The sequence below is a fragment of the Flavobacterium sp. GQ95 genome (assembly GCF_059758655.1).
The window spans coordinates 1-21,228 of sequence record NZ_JCAXEB010000018.1 but is presented as its reverse complement, the minus strand read 5'-3'; the positions used below and the strand labels follow the sequence as shown (position 1 = coordinate 21,228).

The window sequence follows — 21,228 nt, the reverse complement described above, 5'->3', positions numbered from 1 at the left end:
TTCTTCTTTACATTAAAAGAACTTATTTTAATTCAAAATCTCATTAATTATAACTCATATTCATGAAAAAATATATAAAAATTCTTGGGTTACTTGCTATAACGGCAATTCAATTTTCGTGCTCAGGTAATGATGCTGCAGATACCGAAGCTGTTAACCCGCCGGATGCAAGCGATACTTTTATCAGGGCATCAGATGTTTCTTTTCTTCCTCAAATGGAAGCTTTGGGAGCTAAATTTTACAGCAACGGCAAAGCAGAAGAAATGCTTACAACACTAAAAAATGCAGGTTGTAATACAGTCCGAATTCGTTTATGGAAAAATCCTGTAAATGGGCGTTCTGGTTTAAGTGAAGTAAAACAATTGTCTCAAAAAGCAAGGCAGGCCGGTTTAAGAGTCTGGCTTACCGTTCACTATTCTGACAATTGGGCCGATCCCGCAGTTCAGACCATTCCCGAAGAATGGAAAAACTTATCTTTTACCGATTTAAAAACGGCAGTTTCTGATTATACTGCTACAATAATTGCAGAAATCAATCCGGATATTATTCAGATTGGTAATGAAATCAATAGTGGATTATTGTGGCCACAAGGAAATTTAATCAGTAACGAACAACAGTGTATCACTTTATTAAGTGTTGCAAGCGCAACAGTTCGCAGTAAAGCACCCAACACAAAAATAATGATTCATTATGCGGGTGTAAATGGGGGAGCTACTGATTGGTTTTTTACCAAAATGAAAAGTATTGATTACGATTATATCGGACTATCCTATTATCCTGTTTGGCACGGTAAGGATTTAACAGTAGTAAAAAATACCATTGATGCTTTAGGAAAAAAATTCAGTAAAAAAGTCCTGATTGCAGAAACCGCTTATCCTTTTACCTTATTACACAATGATCAGACTAATAATATTGTAGGAACAAATGATCAGTTGGTATCAGGTTATCCGGCAACTCCGGCGGGACAAAGAACTTTTGTTATGGATATTAAAAACATAGTAAAAACATCAGAATTTGGACAGGGATTTGCGTATTGGGGAGGTGAATGGGTTGCTTTTAAAGGACCACAATCGACAAGTGGTTCTACATTTGAAAATCAGGCTTTATATAGTTTTGATAACAACGCTTTATCCGTAATGCAAGCTTTCAGTAAAGACTAAAACATGAAAAAATCAATTAAAATTATATCTTTTTTGATGATACTTGCTGTTCTGTTTACTTCCTGTAAATCTAAAATGGCAAGTGAAAAATATTCTTTTTCAAAAGGAGCAGATGTAGGCTGGCTGCCGCAAATGGAAGCAACAGGCTATAAATTTTATGATGCAGACGGTTCTGAGAAAGACTGTCTGCAATTATTAAAAGATCGCGGCATAAATACCGTCAGGTTACGCGTTTGGGTAAATCCAAATGATGATAAAGCAAGCGGACACTGCAGTCCCGAAGAAACAGTTGTCATGGCAGTCCGTGCGCAAAAAATGGGAATGCGTATCATGATCAATTTTCATTACAGCGATTCCTGGGCTGATCCCGGCAAGCAAAATAAACCTGCAGCATGGGCAAAACATTCTTTTCCGGAATTGTTAACCGATGTGTACCAACATACTTATGATGTTTTGCGACTGTTGAAAAAAGCAGGAGTAACGCCGGAATGGGTTCAGGTTGGAAATGAAATTCCGGGCGGTATGCTTTGGCCGGAAGGAAAGACTGATAATTTTAATCAGTTGGCACAACTACTCAATAAAGGATACGAGGCGATAAAAGCCATCGATCCAAAAATTAAAGTAATTGTTCATTTGGACGAAGGAAATAAAAGTGAGAAATTTAGATGGTTTTTTGATAAAGCCACTGAGAATAAGGTACAATATGATGTAATTGGTTTGTCGTATTATCCGTATTGGATTAAAACCGATTATCAAAGTACTATTTTAGATTTAGAAAATAATCTAAAAGACATGGCTTCCCGCTATAACAAAGAAGTGATGGTAGTCGAAGTAGGAGGTGATTATACATTGGTACAAAACACCAAAGAAATGCTTGAAGCCACTATAAAAGCCGTAAAAAGCGTACCTGATAATAAAGGTTTAGGCGTTATTTATTGGGAACCACAAGGCGAAAAAAGCTGGAGCAGTTATCAGCTAAATGCCTGGCTTCCTGACGGAAAACCGTCACCGGCACTGGATGCTTTTAAAGAATAAATAGGTTTTAAATTAAAAATTAAAAATTAAAAATTAAAAATTAAAAATTAAAAATTAAATTTTACCATTAATAAGTTGTCTTAATATCTTAGTGGTGAAAAAATAAAACAGAAAATGAAATTAATTTTTAGATCAATATTATCGTTATTTCTACTGATTTTTTCGTGTGAAAAAATGATGTCACAATCAACTACAGTTATTTTAAAAGATAATTGGCGCTTTTCTAAAGCCGCAAAAGAAGATGCCTTTTCTGTAGCTTTTGATGCTTCGAAATGGGAAAAAGTCAGCGTACCTCACGATTGGGCCATTTACGGACCTTTTGATAAAGAATGGGACAAACAGGTTTCGGCTATTGAACAAAACGGCGAAAAAGTTCCTACCGAAAAAACGGGTCGTACCGGAGCACTTCCGCATATTGGTACAGGCTGGTATCGCAATACATTTTTAATTCCCGAGTTTAAAAAGGGAAAAAAAGCACTTCTTATTTTTGAAGGCGCGATGAGCGAACCTCAGGTTTTTTTAAACGGAAAAAAGATAGGAAACTGGGGTTACGGATATAGCTATTTTTACATTGATATTACCAATGACCTCCTTGCCGGTTCAAAAAATGTATTGGCTGTAAAATTGACTAATATGCCATTTTCTTCAAGATGGTATCCCGGAGCTGGTTTATACAGAAAAGTGAGTATTGTCGTAAAAGAAGAAGAAAACTTTGTACAATGGGGAACTTTTATTACAACTCCGGACATCACAGAAAATACTGCTGTTGTTGATATTAAAGCGGAGGTTAATGGCAATAATTTGTCGATGGTAACGCAAATAAAAGATGCAGACAATACTATTGTAGCAACAGAGAAAGATGGAGAAATGAAAGACGGTAAATTTCATCAAACTATTGCTGTTGCCAAACCTCATTTATGGAGTCCTGAGACGCCTTATTTGTATACAGCCACTACCAAATTATACGCAGCTGATGGAACTTTAAAAGACGAGCAAAGTATAAAATTCGGAATCAGATCAATCAAATACGAACCTAATAAAGGATTTAGCCTTAACGGAAAAGTGACAAAATTTAAAGGCGTTTGTCTTCATCATGATTTGGGGCCTCTTGGTGCTGCGGTAAACAAAGCAGCGCTTCGCAGACAGCTTACGATTCTTAAAGACATGGGATGCAATGCAATCCGAAGTTCTCATAATATGCCTTCTTTTGAGCAGCTTGAACTGGCTGACGAAATGGGATTTATGTTTCTGGCAGAAAGTTTTGATGAATGGGCAAAACCAAAAGTACAAAACGGATATCATCGCTTTTTTGAAGAATATGCAGAAAAAGATATTGTAAATTTAGTGAGAGCCACGCGAAACCATCCTTGTATTGTAATGTGGAGTTCAGGAAATGAAGTTCCGGATCAATACGGAGCTGAAGGTTTGACCAGAGCTAAATTTTTACAGGATGTTTTTCATAGAGAAGATCCTACGCGCCCGGTAACTGTCGGAATGGATCAGGTAAAACAGACTATGGCGTCAGGTTTTGGATCATTATTAGATGTACCGGGACTGAATTACAGAGTTCATCTTTATGAAGAAGCTTATAAATCATTTCCACAAGGATTTATATTGGGTTCAGAAACTGCTTCTACAGTGAGTTCAAGAGGAATTTATAAGTTTCCGGTTGTACAGCAAAAAGAGAAACAATACGATGATCTTCAATGTTCATCTTATGATCTCGAAGCCTGCAGCTGGTCGAATGTTCCTGATGAAGATTTTGTGCTTCAGGATGACAAACCGTGGGTTATTGGAGAATTTGTCTGGACCGGTTTTGATTATTTGGGAGAACCAACGCCTTATGATGAAAAATGGCCATCAAGAAGTTCTTATTTTGGAATTTCAGATTTAGCAGGACTTCCTAAAGACCGTTTTTATCTTTACAGAAGCAGATGGAATAAAAAGGATAAAACGCTTCATATACTGCCACATTGGAACTGGAAAGGAAGAGAAGGAGAAATTACCCCCGTTTTCGTTTACACAAATTATGACAGTGCAGAACTTTTCGTAAACGGAAAAAGTATGGGCGTTCAGAAAAAAAACAATTCTACTCCACAAAACCGCTATCGCTTAATGTGGAATGATGTGAAATATGAGCCTGGAACGGTAAAAGTAGTAGCATTTGATTCCAATGGAAAAATAGCTGCCAAAAGTGAGGTTAAAACTGCCGGAGATCCCTATAAAATTGTTCTTGAAGCCGATCGAAAAAGGATTAAGGCTGATGGCGAGGATATCTCTTTTGTAACGGTTTCAGTTGTAGATAAAAATGGAATTCCATGTCCGACAGCAGTTAATGAATTGCAATTTAAAGTAACCGGCGCTGCAACGTACAGAGCTGCATGTAATGGTGACGCAACTTCTCTGGAAATATTTCATGAAAACAAAATGAAGCTTTTCAGCGGTAAACTAGTGGTCCTGGTTAAAGCAGTCAAAACTGCAGGCGCCATCCAATTGGAAGTAACAGGAAAAGGACTTCAGAAAGGTAAAATAGGTTTAAAGTCGGAATTTTAATAATTAGACTTGCTGTTTAGATGAAATAGTGTTCTTATGAAAAAATGCGCAAATTTATTTGCACATTTTTTGTTTCTTATATATTCTAAACTTTATGAGGTATCTGTTTTTCAATTACATTTGTTTAAAATGGCTCAAAAGTCAGTCCCGAAAGCTTTCGGGATTGCGTAGCGTGAATAAGGAACACTTCGTAGAGCGGGAAAATATGGAAAAGGTTGGAATTTTAAAGATTAAGAAAATAGTTGTATTTTTGATCACTATATTTTTCTTTTTTATGCTTAGTTGTAAAAAAGAAAGTATTAATAAAGAAGCTGTTATCGCAGATAACTTCATACAATTGGTAGATACATTTGCCTACAAAACAGGAACATTTATACCTGTGCCATTTATAGAAGAGGAAAAGTTTGATTCCAATAGAAAGAAGATAATTCCAAAGACCGCATTTGGTGTTAACTTGGTAGATTCAATTGTTGTTGATAAAATTACCAATAGAGATATAAATGATTTACTTAGTCACAATTCCAAATTTAATGAATTATATGGTGAACTTTTTACAAAAGGGAAATATGAAAATTTTCATGTATCTTCTCATTTTCCAAAGTCAATTGGTAGATATAAAATTTATACTGATTCTTCGATTGATAAACCAAACTTCGTAGGAGAGGTTGAGCTTTGTAATTTTAAAATTTATGAGGATAAAATTATGGTTGTTTTAATTAAGTCTGTTGGATACAGTAAAAGAGCTGATTTAATTATTTTAAAACGAACCAATAATTTGTGGAAGATTATTGACCGAACGAATTTATATGTTTCATAAATTGATGTAAAATAAAAACCCCGCTCTCCGAAGTATTCTCATGAAAAGCTGCACAAATGTCTATCTGACTTTGTGCATTTTTTTATTCTTAGAAATTGTAATCCTGATAAAAGTTTCCCGACTTTTACCTTTTAGGTTAAAACAAAAAAGCTCCATTTTTTTTGAAGTTCAAAGAAGGTTTGCACTGCTTATTTTTTTAATCTAAATTCGTTTGCATTTTGCAAAAGAAAGGTCTCAGCAAAAAACTTAAAACCTTAGAAATTATTTATCTCAATACTATCGGAATCAATGTCTACTCTTTATCAAAGCCCAAGAATAATTATTCGTGAATTTTTATCTCATGAACAGCAAACATTTTCAGAGCTCTTTCAGGACAGTCAGGTTACAGAATATCTACCTGTCACTTCACCGGAAAGATACGTGGAGATGTTTACTGAATTACTTGAAAATTATGAAAAGAAAAGGCTTAGTCGCTGGGCAATATTCGATACTATAAATAATAATTTTATTGGAATATGCGTCGCTCGCATTTTTGTACACAATACAAACCAGATAGAAATAGGATATGTACTTAGTAGGGAATATTGGGGAAAAGGTATTGCTACAGAGGTATGTAAGGCTATAACTCAATATAGTTTTGCAAATACAAATACGAAAGAAGTTGTAGCTATAACGGACCTTTACAATACCGGATCACAGAATGTATTGCAAAAGGCTGGATTTGAACGATTAGATAACTTAATAAGAAATGAAGAAGAAGTAGCTTATTTTAAGATAGAAAGATTATAATGTACCACAGTTTATATCGAATGCGAGGCGGGAAAATAGGTAGTTAGAAGATTTAAGGTTGTCTCATAAATTGGTTTCTGTCGTACTTTTGCGAGCAGCCAGGCCAAAAAACTCATGATTAAAATATCCTTAGGTCCGTTTTGCGATGTAATTATAAATCCTTCTATTGTTTTTTGAAATTTTTCAGTTTTTATAATTTCCGGTTTCATTACATATTGTTCTACAAACAAGAGATAGTGTACAACCCGTTCTTCATTCACAGTTAAAAGGTATTTTTTATAACGCCGTTTAAAACTTTTTATTCGGGATATCGCCAGTTCTGTATTTTCTTCCTGTATATGAAGTAAGATTTCTACAAGACATTTTTTTATTGTCCAGTCCATGCCCATTTTTTTTTCGTACCAGCTGTCGGTATGGTTTAGTTTTGCCATTTCTTTTACGGCATTACGTCCGGCGTTTTGCTGTATATAAAAAACGATAAGCATAAGACGAATGTCGTTACCGTCATTAGGATCTGTCTTTTTATTTAAAGCTAAAGATTTTTCGGCAATCTCTATCGCTTTTTGAAAATTCCCAAGATAATTTTCATTGAAAGAAAGCAGTAAAAAATACCTCAGGCAAAAACGCTGATAGTATTTGTCAGACTGTTTCTTCAGTTCCGTAAACATTGAATTAAGATAGTTTAAAGACGTTGTAAACTGCCCATTACGAAAATAGAAGTTGGCTATAAAATACAATATGTAGATATGATAGTACAAATGTTTATCGGTCAGATCTGCTTTTTTACTAATAAACCGATAGCTTTTAACAACAAATGGCTCTATAAGTGAGTAATTGTTATTTATAGAGGCATATTCATTGGCAATAAATAATATCTGGTAAAGAGATTTAAAAGTTAATCCCTGTTTTAATGATATTCCGTAGGTTTCAATAGTGTTTTTTATAAGCGACTCAAAATCTACAATTCGGCTTTCATGAAGTATAGCAGCCAGTTCACGACGCAAAACAGCATAGCCCAAATTAAGCTGCTGCTCATATTCAAGCTGTTTTTTATTTGTTTTGAAATTCTGTATTATTTTTTCAATTGGCTGTGACAGATCGAAATGGGCAAATTGTATCTGAGTCAGATATATTTCATTAAGCAGGCTAAAATGTTCAATGTTTGCTGCGAGCACTTCAGCCTTTGCCAAACATTTAAAGGCCGTTTTTTCAAGTTTATTTTCGAAAAACAGACGGCTCACAACAATTAGACGAAGTATTGCATTTTCCTGCGAAGTATCATTTTCAAAATTCCGATTAGCCATGAAGTCAATCATGTTGTCATAAAGTCTTTTTCTGAGAGCATGATAAGCATCGGTACTTTTTTTATCTGATAAAGTTTTTTTACTAAACTTTATATCGTCAGTTTTTAGAGAATTAAACAATTCTATATTGCCTGTGTCTTTGCGCTTGTTTTTCTTTGATAAATACTGTATGAATGCTTTTTTATCATTTTCATTCATCATATTTGATATTTCGTGTAGTGCATTCATAAATATGGTTTTACTGAGATAAAAATAATAAAAATGAATTTTATATCGTCAGTTTTATAAAGAAATTAGTTTTGACAACTCCCGCTTCTTTCTGAGATTTGTCTCATAATTATAAAAACATAAAACTATGGAACCGCTAAAATCAAATGAATCAAACAACAATTCAGAATCAAAAAATGCAGGATTAAATATTGGATATGACGCCTTAAGACCAAGCGCTGCCTTTGTGGGCGCTTCCTGGATGACATTAATTATAGGTATGACCGCGTATTGTATTGGTCTTTATAATTCGGAAATGGCTTACAATGAAAAAGGCTATTATTTTACAATTCTTCTTTTTGGTCTTTTCTCTGTAATATCGGTGCAAAAAAGTGTACGTGACAGGCTGGAAGGCATATCGGTAACTGATTTGTATTACAGTATAAGCTGGTTTAGTACTATTGCCTCTATAGTATTGCTCGTAATCGGTCTGTGGAATGCTGATTTACTGCTTAGTGAAAAAGGTTTCTTCGGAATGTCGTTTGTACTAGGATTGTTTTCAGCTCTTGCTGTACAAAAAAATACCCGAGACCTTAAGCAATTTGAATCCATTATGGTATAATATTTTAGCGGAGCCTCATTACTTTCACAATACTGTGGAGTTTTGAGGTTTTCTAAAGTCTAATTTGCATGATTATGAAATCTAAATACAAATCGATTATTTATAGTATTGGTGTACTATTGCTTACAGTTGGTGTTTTAAGTAAACTCTGGTGGCTATATATTTGTACCCTATACACTGAGTTTGAAGAAAGCAAGGTTGCTTACCTTAGCTTGTTTCCGGAGTGTCTTCAAAATGCTTTTCTCTTAACTGTCATTGAAATATTTGTATTAGCAGTAGCATCGATTATCTTTTCAGAATCTAAAAAGGCTGCTTATCTAAAAAAGATATCTAAAATTTTGATGATAATTTCTTTAATACTCTGTGGGTGGAGTTTATTTTCTTTAATGTAAAAGATTCATTTTTTCTTTTTTAAGTGAAAAAGCTCCAGATTTCTCTGAAGCTTTTTTTATTTAGTAGCCCTAACGGAACAATTCCCGAACCATTTTATTGATAGCCTAACTTTAAATACATAATATCTAACTTTAATAGTATTTCACTTTTGGATAAACACACAATCTTCAAGATTAGTTTAGATTTTGGAGGTTTCTAAATTTTTATATAAAAAAAAAGTAAACTTCCCGCATGTTTATTGGGAAGATAGAATAGTAAAATCCGAAATGTGGTTTCCCGTAAAATTTTAACAATTGAGTAACTTAGATTTGCTCGTAAAACTATGTTATCTGATTATGTTTTTACAGAAGACTACAAACTTAAATGATTAAGGAAGTTGAAAATTACATAAAAGAAAATAAACATTTACTGGAATCCAATCAGTTCAGAAAATTGAGAACAATAGTTTGATGCTGGCAGAAAAAATGAATATGATATTACTAAAGAAAATAGAAGACTAACTCTAGAGCAAAATAAACGAATTGAAAAGCTAAAAAAAACAGAAAAACAAAACAATAAAGAAGAAAAACGACTAAAATAAAAAAACAAATAAAATAAGAGTACAGAATTCTAAAAACTAAATTAAATAAGATATGAAAAAGGTAATGTTTATTGTACTGCTTGCGGTACAAAGTAACTTTGCGCAAAACACATTTCCACAAAGCGGAAATGTTGGAATTGGGATATTAAACGCAAACGCAATGTTAACGATTGGCGGAAGTTCTCCATTGTTTTTAAATGATGGAGCTAGCAGTTCAACTCCTTTTTTAGCAGTTTTGAATTCAGTGGATCCTATTCAGGCTAAATATGGTTGGGCGTTTTATGATAATCAAACAAACGGGAATTTAGATATATATCGAAGAAATGGTACTACTCAGGGAGTAAAACTTATGAGTTTTAATAGAAATACTGGTGATGTTGCAGTTGGTGATATTGCTCCCTTATTTTTAAATCATGGAGCAAGTAGCAGTACACCTTTTTTGGCTGTATTGAATTCAGTAGTACCAACTCAAGCTAATTACGGTTGGGCGTTTTATGATAACTCAACAAATGGAAATTTAGATATTTATCGAAGAAATGGTACCACTCAGGGCATACAGTTTATGAGTTTTGATCGCAATACAGGTGATGTTTCCATTGGTACAAGCAATTCTAAGGGAAATAAACTTGCTGTTAAAGGTACAGTTGGATGTGAAGAAGTAGTGGTGAAATCTGCAAGCAGTTGGAATTGGCCTGATTATGTTTTTGCTAATGATTACAAATTGAAACCATTACAAGAAGTTGAAGAATTTATCAAACAGAATAAACATTTACCTGAAATCCCATCAGCGCAGGAAATTGATAAGAGCGGTTTGATGTTAGCCGAAATGAATATGAATTTATTGAAGAAAATTGAAGAATTGACATTGTATATGATTGAGGTAAAAAAAGAGAATGAATTGCAAAAAAATCTACTTAAAATTCAAGATGAAAAAATACTCCAACTTGATAGAAAAATCAACCAAATACTAAAATAACATGAAAGTACAAAATTTACTTATTTGTATTGCATTAGTTTTATTTCAACAAATAAATGCACAAAGTTATGAATTACATAATTCGATAAACTTTAGCAATGTTAATGATGGACGTGATACACCGGATGGAATGACTTGGTACCTTCCAACACCGTTAAATTATGGAATATATAGAACAAATGGGCCATGGCTTGCGCCAAATTACCAGCAACTAAAACTTTCTTTTGATACTGGAATTATCATTGATGGTGGTTCTTTATTTGGAAGAAGTGGAACTTTTTTACAGCCTAATGGAGGAAATGTCGGCATAGGAACTGTAGTTCCAGACGAAAAACTAACCGTAAAAGGAAAAATTCACACCCAAGAAGTTCGTGTTGATATGTCAGGGCCGTTAGTTCCTGATTATGTTTTTGCAGAAGACTACAAACTTAAATCATTGCAAGAAGTAGAAGATTATATCAAACAAAACAAACATTTACCCGAGATTCCATCAGCTGGCGAAATTGACAAAAATGGCTTGATGCTGGCAGAAATGAATATGAGTTTGTTGAAGAAAGTAGAGGAATTGACGCTCTATATGATCGAACAACAAAAGAACAACAAGGAACAAGCTTATGAAATTAAGGTTTTAAAAAATGGAATTAGTTGGGGAGAAATGAATGCTAAGCTTTTGGAAAAAATTGAGGAATTAACATTGTATACAATTGAGCAATCAAAAGAGATTCAATATCTAAAAGAAAAGAATAAAACTTTTGAAGTACTATCTGAACGACTTAATAAGCTTGAACGAAAGCTTAAATAAATTTTACTAATAAATTCACACAAATAAAAGCAGTCAATTAATGAAAAAAATTAGTTCAATACTTTTTACTCTACTTATTACAACAACTGGATTTTCTCAACAAATTTCTGATGGATATTCAACTACCATAACTGATTTTACAGTTCCATTAAAATCAGGTTTATATAATGGACAAAGTGCAATAGGATCTCCAGATTTAACCGATGGCTGGCAACATTTGTTTGTAATTAGGAATAGTACACCGATCAATAATTATCAATTACAGATAGCATCTTCCTTTTTAACGAGTGATAAATTGTTTTTTAGAAAAATTGCTACGGCAGGAGAGGCATCTAATCCTGCTTGGTTTGAAATAGCAACACGCGGAACTAATAATTTTACAGGTAATCAAATTGTTTATGGTAATTTAGGTATTGGTGTATCATCGCCATCTGCTTATTTAGAGGTTCTTACTCCGGTTTTGGCTCAAGGAAGTTATAATAGTCAAAAATGGTCTTCTGGTAATCCAGGATATGAATTAAAATTACAAACTATTTGGAATAGTGGAGGAATTAATCAAGAAATTATTCAACGTTATAATAATGTTGATTATAAATCACTTGTTTTTTTTGCTGGAAATATTGGTATTGGTATATCAAATCCAAATAACAAACTAGATGTAAACGGCACAATTCACTCCAAAGAAGTAAAAGTAGATATGAATGGCTGGTCAGATTTTGTTTTCAGGAAAGAATACAATTTACCAACGCTTCAGGATATTGAAAAACATATCAACGAAAAAGGACATTTAGAAAATATCCCAAGTGAAGAAGAGGTATTGAGAAATGGAATTAATTTGGGAGAAATCAATTCAAAACTACTTCAGAAAATCGAAGAACTTACTCTTTATATAATTCAACAAGAAAAGAAAAATAGCTTACAAACTTTAGAAATTGAAAATTCTAAAAATGAGATTCAAATACTAAAAAAGGAAAACGAATCTTTTAAAAATATTTTAGAAAGGTTATCAACAATTGAAGAAAAATTAAAATAACACCATATGAAAAAAACTATACTATTGATAATTATCCTCTTTCATTCAGTTTTAAAAAGTCAAACGTTTAATGGCAATTTAGGCTCTCAAAGTTTAAATTGGAGTATGGAACAAAAAGATTTTAATGCAATTCCAAGAGTTGGTATTGTCCCTATGTCAATCAAATTATGGGATAATTATCTTGGAGCAAATGCGCCTTCCCAATTTGGATCATTATTAGAAATAAATGGTAGAGAATCACATTTAACTTCGCAACTTTATTTTGACAATACGTGGAATGGTTCAAGAATACTTTATAGAAGTTCATTTTATGCTATGAATAATTGGGAAAGTTGGAGATATCTTCTAGATTCAAAAAGTGATGTTGAATCTTCAGGAAATTTAAAGATACAAGGAAACAGTAATAGTTATATTTTAAATGGAAATGTAGGCATCGGCACAACAAACCCAACGTCAAAACTTACCGTTGCCGGAAACATAAATTCTCGTGAAGTAAAAGTAACTGTAGATGCCGGAGCAGATTTTGTTTTTGAAAACAACTACAATTTACCATCTCTTGATGCTGTTGAAAAATTCATCAAAGAAAACAAACATTTACCTGAATTTGCTTCAGCTGATGAAATGAAAAAAGAGGGAATCAATTTATCAGAGATGAATATTAAACTTTTACAGAAAATTGAAGAAATGACACTTTACATGATTGAGCAAAACAAACAAATAAAAGATTTAAAAATCGAAAATAAAAATTTCAAATTAGTATTTGAAAGACTTTCAAAAATCGAGCAAAAATTAAATTAACGTTATTAATTTTTCTCCTTTATCGTAATTTCTGTAAAAGCTCAGATCTATACATCAAGCGGTATAATTCAGGGTGCATCTTGCAATAATAATATTGGTATTGGAGCAACATCCCCTTTAGGGAAATTAGATATTTTTACAGGATTAACGTAGAACAGGATCATACAAATCCCTTGTAGAAAGAGTAGCTGCTTTAGAAAAAAAAATAAAATCCCCATCCCAACCCTGCCCGAAGGAGATGGAGCAAAAATCGGATTATTTTATATTTCTAAGCAGTGTAATACAAAAAATAGTAAGGCATTTATACATTGTTACCTTAAAAATTATTTCATCTTAAAAAATATATATGAAAAGAATTCATTTTATTAGTTACTTTCTTTTGTTTTCCTGTAGTGTTTTCTCTCAGGAATTCTCAAAAATTGTCCCAGTAAATCCCAATGTAGCTTCGTTATTTAAGTCTACAATAACCCCTGTTAATGAATATAGTGGATTAGCCAATGTTTCAATTCCTTTATACACCGTAACGGAAGGTAATATTTCCGTTCCTATTTCTTTAAGCTATAATAATAGTGGAATTCAAGTTTCAGAAGAATCAGGAATTGTGGGCTTGGGATGGGCTTTAAATATAGGTGGGGCAATAACAAGAATGGTTAATGGGAATGAAGATTTTAACACTTCAAGTGTAGGTTATTTAAAGCATGGTAAACAATATCCAGACCCTTATATTTATCCTGGACCTGATGGCTATTTTGACCCAGATCAACATGGTTTTGTTGACCCGGATTCGCAGTGCAAATTTTTGGTAAATGGTAATCCTACAAGTTTTGATCAAACTATTTATTCATATTATCAAGACTACGATTTTATGCCAGATGTATTTTATTATAACTTCAACGGCTACTCCGGATCGTTTGTATTAGACCCAAATGGAAATGCTGTATTGATGGAAAAAGAAGGTTTGAAAATTTTAGTCGATACTTCCAGTGGGTCAAGTCAATCGGTTAAATTTACAATTACAACGGAAGATGGAACAATTTATGAATTTAACAAAACAGAGTTCACTAATTTTTCAGGTTCTGGTCTTGGTATCCCAGGATATACCTCTTCGTGGTATCTTTCAAAAATTACTGATATCTCGGGTAACCATATCGATTTTATATATGAAAATAAGGGAAATATAGTTCCTTTACGATCATTTACCCAAAACTTTGAAATTGACTCTTGTACAGATTGTAGTACCTTCGCTCCAGAAGCGAGATTTAAAGAATATGCAGGTCCCTATACATCTATTGAGGGGGTCTATTTATCTGAAATAGATTTTAGTAATGGAAAAGTAAAGTTAAATTATTCGGGCGATAATGTTAGAACTGATTTAAAAGGATATTATTTAAATTCATTACAAGTTGTTGATAATACTAATAAAACTATAAAACAACATGATTTCAACTACACTTATTTTGGCAATGCAGCTAACGGAAATAGCAAAAGTCTGAGTCAGGGGGATTATTCACAGTCGATATATTCTTTGAGTTCTGAATCGCACCTTAACCTTAGATTACGCTTGGATAGTGTGACTGAAGATTCTATAAAAACCCATAGTTTTGAATATTATCCTGGTTATAATAATTATGTCCCCAATAAGACAACTTTAGATCAGGATTATTGGGGGTTTTACAACGGGGCCAATAATACCCGATCTTTTATTCCATTAGTTAATCCTAATATTTCGGGATTTAACGGAAGTTCTTTTGTTGCAGCTAATAAAGTGCCTAGTGAAGCTCATGCAAAACTTTTTAGCCTAGCAAAAATCAGCTACCCCACAAAAGGATCAACAGCATTTGAATACCAGACAAATACCTTTGCAGAAATCGAACTTAAAACCATTACGACTAGGGATTTGGTAACAGCTAAAGCAGATGAAACAACCTCATACTCTGTATCTGTACCATTCACACCTCAAACCTTTCCTTTTAGAATTGAAGCTTCTTTTCTTCTTCAGGGTTGGAACTCAAGCATGTCCTCAAGTAAACCCTATGTTGATTTTCCAAACACTTTTCATCTTAGGCTTAAAAAATCTGATGGCACAGATTTAAAATATTATTATTTTCCATCCAATGAAGGAAATCAAAAATGGAATAATGTACAAGGCGGCTCTTATGCGGGGTATGTATATCCTGCTGAAGAATTTGGAACACAACAGAATCCAACAAGTGGTAATCAATTTACACTAGAAGCCTATTTTAACGACCGAGATGGATTGTTATTTGGCATAGCTACTATAAAAGCAAGTTGGAATGCAACTCATGAAAATATATCATCCTATTATTCCAAAGGTGGCGGGTTACGTGTCAAATCAATTTCAGATTATGATTCAAACGGCAGTTTGAAAATGAAAAGAGCATTCAATTATCACTATCAAAGCACAGTAGATGGACAAGTAGTTCAAAAGTCTTACGGCAAATTAAAGACTTCAAAACCAAGGTATGAACGTGTACATTTATTTACCTATAGCGGAACCATTAACAGTCCAATAAGAAATCCTGTGGTAGTCGGTAGTTCAAATTCTATTAACACTTTTTCAAAAGATGCTGGCAGTTATGTGGGTTATGACCAAGTGGAAACTGTTTATGAGGGCGATAATGTTGATAATGGGAAACAAATTAAAAAGTTTTACAATTTAAAAGATAATTTGGAGATATTTTCTTATCCACGACTTAAGGGGCAAGATGATTACTACCATTTTCCTACCTTGAAAGCTCCTCACAATGGATTGAATTATTTGACTCAAAACTATAAGAGGAAAGGGAATACCTATAGTTTGGTTAGTGAAATTGAGAATAATTATTCGATCAACGGATTTTCTGCTTCCAATTTTGACCTTCATGCATTATATCAAAACCCGGATTATATTATTGGTGCAAAAAAAGAAAATTTTTCTCCATCAGGAAATAATTATATAGGTTGTAGTTATTTTCAATTTCAATTGCATCCTTATTATTCCAATTTAATCCAGCAAACAGCTATAAAAGAAACTTTATATGACACTAATGGACAAAATCCTGTTGTAAATGAACAAAGATTCTATTATGACAACGCAATGCATCTTCAAAAAACAAGAATTGAATCCAGTAATAGTGTAGGCAAAGTTTTAGAAACAAAGATTTATTATCCCGATGATATTTCATCTACGACAAGTTTAGCTGAAGGAGGCAATTTGACATCCTCGGAGTATGCGCAAATTGATCGATTAAAGGGCGATGATTTACATCGTATTGTGACCCCTATACAAACTGTTACTAAAAAAAATGGGCAGATAACATCAATCCAGCGTAATTTATTTAAAACTGATGATGGTATTGTGCTTCCAAGTAGTGTTAAAATTGCAAAAGGAACAAACTCTTTAGAAGATCGTCTTGTTTACCATGACTATGATGACAAAGGGAATCCTTTAGAAGTTTCGAAAAAAGATGGGGTTCACATCGTTTATGTTTGGGGCTATAATAAAACATTGCCCATTGCCAAGATAGAAAATGCCACAAATACGCAAATAGCCACTGCCTTAGGAGTTTCTGATGTAAGTGCTTTAAATGAGACCAATCTGGGTGCCATTAATGCTTTGCGCAGTAATGCTTCTTTTGCTAATTGTATGATTACAACCTACACTTACCTTCCTCTTATTGGAGTAAGTACTATTACCGATCCTAAAAATGATACCATAACGTACACCTATGATTCTTTTGGCAGGCTGGAATTTGTAAAAGACAAAAGCGGTAACATTTTATCAGAGAACCAATACAAATACAGACAATAAACCAAAAACATCATGAAAAATATACTAAAACTTATTTTGGTTTTGTTTCCAGTTATGGTAATGGCTCAAAATGAAAATTACATCAAAACCGTTACCTATAAAGTAGCAAGCCAGGCACAAATAACGGCACCAACTATTACGCAGGCTGCCCAAAATATCACCTATTTTGATGGGCTGGGAAGACCGATCCAGCAGATTGCGGGACAGCAGTCCAATTCAGGAAAGGATATCATTACCCATATCAAATATGATGGTTTTGGAAGGCAGGTAGAGGAATATCTTCCTTATAAATCTTCCAATACCAATCTGGCCTTTGATCCGGCTGCTGAGGCTAATGTATTATCCTATTATGCAAACCCTACCCTTGCAATTACCGGAAATCCGGCAATGGAAGCTACCTCTTATCCCTATAGCCGAAAAGAGCTGGAAGCCTCGCCGCTCAATCGTATCCTTATTCAGGCTGCACCTGGAAATGATTGGAGATCAGGATTGGGACATGAAATCAAAATGGATTATCAGGCCAATACGCTCAATGAAGTCAGGTTCTTTACAGCCAATACAGTTTGGGACGCTACAAAAGGATTATATGAAATTTCTTTTGTAAATAGCGGAGTATATGCTCCGGCCCAACTATACAAAACCGTTACTTATGACGAGAACACCGTTGCGCCATTGTCTGAAACAAATGGATCGACAATAGAGTTTAAAAACAAGGAGGGTCAGGTTGTCCTGAAGAGAACCTATGGTACTGTAGGAACAGGAACTGTAAATGAAAAACATGATACCTATTACATCTATGATATTTATGGAAATTTAACCTATGTAATTCCTCCAAAAGCGGTTGATCTTATTGGCAGCACGGCAGGGCTGTCAACCGATCTGATATCAACAGTTACAGTAACTTCAGCAAGTGGACCGCTAAACTTAAAAGCTTCCAATTCTATAACATTAAAAGAAGGATTTTATGCCATGGCAGGAAGCACTTTTAGTGCTGTTATTGATAATGGAACCCAAAACATATTAGATAATTTATGTTATCAGTACAAATACGATGATCGAAACAGACTTGTTGAGAAAAAACTACCGGGAAAACAATGGGAGTTTATTGTGTATGACAAGCTAGACAGAGCTGTTGCTACAGGACCTGCCAACTCCCCTTTTTCAGATCTGGCCTCGGTTGGATGGCTAATAACTAAATACGATGCTTTCAATCGACCTGTGATTACTGCCTGGTTACCGGCAACGGTTACTTCTGCCTCTAGAAAAACCCTACAGGATACACAAAGTAGCTTTACTGCCAATTTCATCGAAACTAAAATCGCTACAGCAACAAATACAACCATGCCTGCAGCAGGCGGAGTAGCTTTCAGGTATACAACTTTGGCATGGCCTCAATCAGGTTACCATGTACTGAGCGTTAATTATTATGATGATTATAATTTCCCGGGCGCCCCGGCAATCCCGGCAACAGTTGCCGGTACAGACCAGGCTGTCTATTACAACACTATCATAAAGCCCATTGGACTTTCCACAGGAACCTGGATCAGGATTCCGGAAGCCAGTACCGACTACAGAAATGAACAGTCCTATAGCCTGTATGATGCCAAGGCGAGACTTGTTCGTTCTTACACAAAAAACTTCCTGGGCGGCTACACTTATACTGACAATAAACTGGATGCCTTTTCAGGTCAGTTAAAATACAGCATAACCAAACATAGCAGACTCGCGGGGGGACCTGAACTAAAAACAACCGAAACTTATACCTATTCTCCCCAGGACAGGTTAGTGATACAAACTCATCAAATTGAGGGAATGCCTGCCGAGACTCTCCTTAGCAACACTTATGATGAACTAGGACAGCTCATTTCCAAGAAAGTTGGAAGCAACACCCAGAATATAAATTATACCTATAATATCCGCGGATGGCTGACCGGTATCAATGATATTGCTGCGCTTCAGAAAAGTGGGGATGCAAAAGACCTGTTTGCTTTTAAGATTAATTACAATACAATACCGTCCGGTATTGCAAATGTGAAAGCACTATACAACGGAAACATTGCCGAGACCCAATGGGCAACAAATTCAGACAACGGGATAATAAGATCATACGGTTATAAGTACGACAACCTTAACCGACTAAAGGAAGGCATCTTTAAAAAAGAAACAGTACAAACCAATGCTTATAATGAGATTTTGAATTACGACAAAAACGGAAATATCCAGGGGCTTACCAGAAACGGAAACAGCGAGACTGCCTCACAAATTGATGCTTTGGTATACACCTATGCCAATAGCAACAACAGCAACCAGCTTTTAAAAGTTAGTGATAGTGCTCCATTAGCGGAAAACATTAGCGGTTTTAGAGACTACAACCCAACCAATATAGGTGATGATTATGTTTATGATGCTAATGGAAATATGACAAAAGACATTAACAAAAACATAACTGAAATAATCTACAACTACTTCAATTTACCAACTAAAATAAGCTTTGTCTCTGGAGAGAATATTGTTTATATTTACAATGCTGCTGGGCAAAAAGTTCAAAAAGTAATGAATAGCAAAACAGCTGGTCAAAATGATATACGAACCACAGACTATTTAGGAGGATTTCAATATGAGTCTCTCATTTCTCCTGTACAGGGATCTTTTGCCAGCAAACTGTTATTTTTTCCAACAGCAGAAGGATATGTTGAACCCGTTGCCGGTTCTTACAAATATTTTTACCAATACAAGGATCATTTAGGGAATGTCCGTTTAAGTTATGACAAAAGCCTGATTATTCAGGAAGAAAACAACTACTATCCTTTTGGGTTAAAACAATACGGATACAATAATGTGATTAATTCTTCAAATGCTTCTTTAAAGTATAAGTACAACGGAAAAGAATTGCAAGACGAGTTAGGGCTTGCGATGTACGACTATGGTGCAAGAAATTATGACCCTGCACTTGGTCGCTGGATGAACATTGATCCCCTAGCTGAGAAAATGAGAAGACATAGTCCTTATAATTATGCTTTTAATAATCCAATATTTTTTATTGATCCAGATGGTATGGCGCCAGGAGATTTTTATGATCAGCAAGGGAATAAAGTAGGGACAGATGGTAAGGATGATCATAAAGTATATGTGTTGACTGATAAAAATGAAGTTAAAGCTGCAAATAAAGCAACTAAAAATGGTCTGAAGTTTAGTAAGAGTGATGTTAAATCGGAAGTTGAGCTTCCTTCATTTGAAGCAAGGAGTCGTATGGGAGATGCAGTAAAAAGATCAGATAGTCCAAGTGTGGATGATCCAACTGGAGGAACACATGAAGAAGGAGGGTATTATGGAACAAATGCCAAAGGAGATTCGGTAGTTATTGATGCAGAACCTGGAGCTGCTCATCAAAAAGGAAGTCCTGGTGTAGGAGTTAGTCCTTTAGTGCCGGGAAGTCAATATGAAAATCAAGCCGATTGGAGGTCTAAAGATAATATAGAAGGAACTTTTCATGTTCATCCTAAAGGAGGTAACGGTGTCAGCTTCGTACAAGGACCATCTGGAGCTGACCTGAGAAATAGTGTATCTAGAGCTGCTGATAAAGGAATAACAGGAAACAATTTTATTTTAGGGAGCGGGAATAACACAGTGACTATATATAAAGCTATAAATGGTCAAGCACAAATTATTGCAACTTTTCCTCTCAATAAATTTACTACGTTAAAAAATTAGATTATGAAAAACCTTAAGTATTGTGTGTTGTTTTTTAGCTTATTTTTGATCTCTTGTGAAAAGAAAAATACAGCAAAGAGACAAGTTGAGAAATATAAGATCAAAGTGAATTTTAGTATCGATGATATAAAAAAAGATATTGATAACAATTTTGTAATTTACCTGGTAAGCGGTTCAGACACTTTAGTTATTAAACCTCACAACAAAGTGTTTATAGATATTCCTGATGTAAACAATCAATATGAGCTAATCTTTAAAAATGAAAATAATTTATTAAAATTTCCAAATGTGGCTTCAAAAACGATAATTCCTCAGCAAGATTTTGAATGGAATTTTGGTATCGATAAAAAACCGTTTAATAAATACCTTGGCTTGATGAATGAAGCTGAATATGAAACTGATAAAAAAACAACGGAAATATTTTTTTTACAGTTTGATCCTCAGAATTATGGTGACGGAATTCAGCTCGTTGAGAAAAGGTAGGGAATGTTTCAACGTTAGTTATCTGAAAATTTAGATTTCTAGCATGTTGAAAGAGAATAAATAATAGCAAAAATAATTGTTAATGTATCAGATGTGTAGGTGGTTAATAATTCCATTTAAGATTTGCACATAACCCCGCTCTCCGAAGTCTTCT

The 21,228-nt window shown here is 34.2% G+C and carries 15 protein-coding genes; 14 read left to right on the top strand and 1 reads right to left on the bottom strand.

The features are described 5' to 3' along the window. Positions 1–62: 62 nt before the first annotated feature. From AC6CH4_RS23775 to AC6CH4_RS23755, 5 genes are all read left to right on the top strand, one after another. Positions 63–1,160 carry a glycoside hydrolase family 53 protein gene (locus AC6CH4_RS23775; RefSeq protein ID WP_498107438.1) on the top strand — a complete coding sequence of 366 codons (1,098 nt, stop codon included), beginning with the start codon at positions 63–65 and terminating at the stop codon, positions 1,158–1,160. A 3-nt stretch (positions 1,161–1,163) separates the two neighbouring features. Next, positions 1,164–2,195, top strand: coding sequence for a glycoside hydrolase family 53 protein (locus AC6CH4_RS23770; RefSeq protein ID WP_498107436.1), 1,032 nt, complete (start codon positions 1,164–1,166; stop codon positions 2,193–2,195). A 174-nt stretch (positions 2,196–2,369) separates the two neighbouring features. Then, positions 2,370–4,748 carry a DUF4982 domain-containing protein gene (locus AC6CH4_RS23765; RefSeq protein ID WP_498107434.1) on the top strand — a complete coding sequence of 793 codons (2,379 nt, stop codon included), beginning with the start codon at positions 2,370–2,372 and terminating at the stop codon, positions 4,746–4,748. Between the two features lie 205 nt (positions 4,749–4,953). After that, positions 4,954–5,565: a hypothetical protein gene (locus AC6CH4_RS23760; protein WP_498107432.1), complete on the top strand. Its 612-nt coding sequence runs from the start codon at positions 4,954–4,956 to the stop codon at positions 5,563–5,565. 288 nt (positions 5,566–5,853) lie between these two features. After that, a complete protein-coding gene (locus tag AC6CH4_RS23755) occupies positions 5,854–6,354 on the top strand; it encodes a GNAT family N-acetyltransferase (protein ID WP_498107430.1) in 501 nt (166 codons plus the stop codon). Between the two features lie 11 nt (positions 6,355–6,365). On the opposite strand, the gene AC6CH4_RS23750 is transcribed toward AC6CH4_RS23755, so the two are convergent. Then, a complete protein-coding gene (locus AC6CH4_RS23750; protein ID WP_498107428.1) occupies positions 6,366–7,886 on the bottom strand; it encodes a hypothetical protein in 1,521 nt (506 codons plus the stop codon). Positions 7,887–8,013: 127 nt separating this feature from the next. Between AC6CH4_RS23750 and yiaA the strand changes: the two genes are divergently transcribed. The 9 genes from yiaA to AC6CH4_RS23705 all read left to right on the top strand — a co-directional run bounded on the left by yiaA (position 8,014) and on the right by AC6CH4_RS23705 (position 21,074). Further along, positions 8,014–8,487: an inner membrane protein YiaA gene (gene yiaA / locus AC6CH4_RS23745; protein ID WP_498107426.1), complete on the top strand. Its 474-nt coding sequence runs from the start codon at positions 8,014–8,016 to the stop codon at positions 8,485–8,487. A gap of 74 nt (positions 8,488–8,561) precedes the next feature. Continuing rightward, positions 8,562–8,879, top strand: coding sequence for a hypothetical protein (locus AC6CH4_RS23740; RefSeq protein ID WP_498107424.1), 318 nt, complete (start codon positions 8,562–8,564; stop codon positions 8,877–8,879). A gap of 633 nt (positions 8,880–9,512) precedes the next feature. Beyond that, positions 9,513–10,436: a hypothetical protein gene (locus tag AC6CH4_RS23735; RefSeq protein WP_498107422.1), complete on the top strand. Its 924-nt coding sequence runs from the start codon at positions 9,513–9,515 to the stop codon at positions 10,434–10,436. 1 nt (position 10,437) lies between these two features. Then, on the top strand, positions 10,438–11,238 hold the full coding sequence (locus AC6CH4_RS23730; protein ID WP_498107420.1) for a hypothetical protein: 801 nt from the start codon (positions 10,438–10,440) through the stop codon (positions 11,236–11,238). Positions 11,239–11,278: 40 nt separating this feature from the next. Further along, the gene (locus AC6CH4_RS23725) at positions 11,279–12,271 is read left to right on the top strand and encodes a hypothetical protein (RefSeq protein WP_498107418.1); all 993 of its coding nucleotides are present in this window, start codon (positions 11,279–11,281) and stop codon (positions 12,269–12,271) included. Between the two features lie 6 nt (positions 12,272–12,277). Next, positions 12,278–13,069 carry a hypothetical protein gene (locus AC6CH4_RS23720; protein ID WP_498107416.1) on the top strand — a complete coding sequence of 264 codons (792 nt, stop codon included), beginning with the start codon at positions 12,278–12,280 and terminating at the stop codon, positions 13,067–13,069. A gap of 346 nt (positions 13,070–13,415) precedes the next feature. After that, positions 13,416–16,880: a hypothetical protein gene (locus AC6CH4_RS23715; RefSeq protein ID WP_498107414.1), complete on the top strand. Its 3,465-nt coding sequence runs from the start codon at positions 13,416–13,418 to the stop codon at positions 16,878–16,880. 12 nt (positions 16,881–16,892) lie between these two features. Then, positions 16,893–20,591: a DUF6443 domain-containing protein gene (locus AC6CH4_RS23710; RefSeq protein WP_498107412.1), complete on the top strand. Its 3,699-nt coding sequence runs from the start codon at positions 16,893–16,895 to the stop codon at positions 20,589–20,591. 3 nt (positions 20,592–20,594) lie between these two features. Continuing rightward, positions 20,595–21,074 carry a hypothetical protein gene (locus AC6CH4_RS23705; RefSeq protein ID WP_498107410.1) on the top strand — a complete coding sequence of 160 codons (480 nt, stop codon included), beginning with the start codon at positions 20,595–20,597 and terminating at the stop codon, positions 21,072–21,074. The last annotated feature ends 154 nt before the right edge of the window (positions 21,075–21,228 follow it).